Raw genomic sequence first — 1,789 nt, 5'->3', positions numbered from 1 at the left:
GATCTTGAGCGCCAGGCAATGAAGCAGGAGGTTGGTACACTTCAAAGGCAGCTGAATCAAGCGAATGACGAGATCACCAAGCTGCAGTCCGCCCTGCAAACTCAGGATGAAGAGCTCAAAACGACTCATTCCACGCTGCAGACCGAGCTCACCCGGAACGCCAGGCTCAGCCAGAGCTGCACTGATCTAGAGGTGCGGGTTCAAGAGAAGGACGGGCAGATCCAGTCTTTGGAGCAAAAACATGCGCATGCCCGGGAGGCCCTCGAACACTATCGTGCTTCGGTCAAGGAACAGCGAGAGCAGGATTTGAGCCGCCATGAGTCCCAGGTCTACCAGGTGCAGCAAGAGGTGACCGTCCTGCAGCAGACATTGATGGTTAAGCAGGAAGAGATCTCCCGTTTGATCAGGGATAACGAGCGCTTCATTGCCGAGAATCGCCAACATGCCAGGGAAGCCTCACAGCGTCGTGAGGAGGTAGAAGCGCTGCGTGGCGACCTCGGCATTGCCAATGCTGCGACCGCCCGAGCAGAAGGTGCTAAAGAACTACTCTCTCAGCAATTGGAAACCAAGGCTAAAGAGGCTGGCGATGCCCTGTCCGAGGCCGCCGCAGGGAAGTTGAGAGAAGCTGAGTTGATGCAAAAGCTTGCCAAAGTAGAAGCCGACCTCGAAAAAATGGGCGACGGATCGTAGGAGAGTAGTGCTATAGTCATTCCTCTCTACGCTTCCAGAGCAAGAAGTCGAGCTGTGGTGACCGCGGCTTGGAGATCAAGATGGCTTGAGGCAAACGACTTCATCAGGAGTGAGCGGGGAAGGGCCCAATCCCATTTTTCTCGGATCATGTTTTCGACGCTATCCAATATGGGCTCCACGTCCGAAACGTCCATTTGACCGACCACGCGCAACGCTCGCAACGTGTCTTCCTGACCGAAAGCAACCTCCAGGAAGAGTCCGTTGTTTTCGCACTGAATGCCCACATGCCTGAGTAATAACGCCAGCGCATCGTTGGTGTAATCCCCTCGCCAGGTCGCCACGTGGCTTACGCAAGCAGAGCCAACAATCGCCGTGCTATCCAGGCCTAGGGCACGGAAGTTACTCCGAGCCTCCTCCAGGAGGGCTTGAGCGTGTTTGTCCAAGAAGGGACAGGGGGTGGTTTCCATCAGCACATTTCGCATTTCAAGCCTGACGCGATCATCCAATTGCGCGCTTAGCCCATCAAACTGAGGAGGCTCGCCGCCCCGCGCCGGCGTGACCATGATCACCTTCGCTTCAAGGTCGACATCCTGAACCTGCCAGCGTTTGCCGCCAAAAATGATGCGTTGGCCCTTGGTCAGGGGTTTGCTGACGGGCAGCGAGCCAAGTGGCTTGCCATCCCGGAGCAAACGAAACTCTTCATCGCTTGTGAAGGCGGTGTAGAACTCATAGTGGTTGATCAGACGCTCCCCGAGCTCGCCTGGCAGCAGAAGTCCTGAGCTGTCCTGGACGATCAACTCCTTCTCACCCATACCTTTGAGCAAAGATAGGAAATCAGGCTTCGTGACGCTGGCAAAACTGCCGCTTGCTATGAGATTTCCCCATAATAGCGCCGCCGAGGCACCGCCGAGCTGAGCAATCGACGACAAGCACTGCTGCACCAATGTCGAGGCGTGCAAGCCTCCAGACCGAGGCGGTTCAAACCATCCACTGATCAGCAAGCGGATCATGGCGACCGTTTGGACAAGGCCTTCACGTAACTGATCGGAGAGGTCGGACTGATCCGTTAAGGGGCGCTCGCGGCAGTACGCCCTGAGCA

General features: G+C 56.4%; 2 pseudogenes. One reads left to right on the top strand and one right to left on the bottom strand.

Going from position 1 to position 1,789, the window contains the following annotated elements:
* Positions 1-690 (top strand): annotated as a pseudogene (locus APH30_RS27085) (integrase); the annotation flags it as partial.
* Positions 691-716: 26 nt separating this feature from the next.
* Here the strand turns inward: APH30_RS27085 and APH30_RS29260 are convergent.
* Positions 717-1,789: pseudogene (locus APH30_RS29260) on the bottom strand (DEAD/DEAH box helicase); the annotation flags it as partial.

The sequence above is a fragment of the Pseudomonas sp. NBRC 111127 genome, from assembly GCF_001320345.1.
Classification (GTDB): domain Bacteria; phylum Pseudomonadota; class Gammaproteobacteria; order Pseudomonadales; family Pseudomonadaceae; genus Aquipseudomonas; species Aquipseudomonas juntendi.
This window is presented reverse-complemented; position numbering and strand designations above follow the sequence as displayed.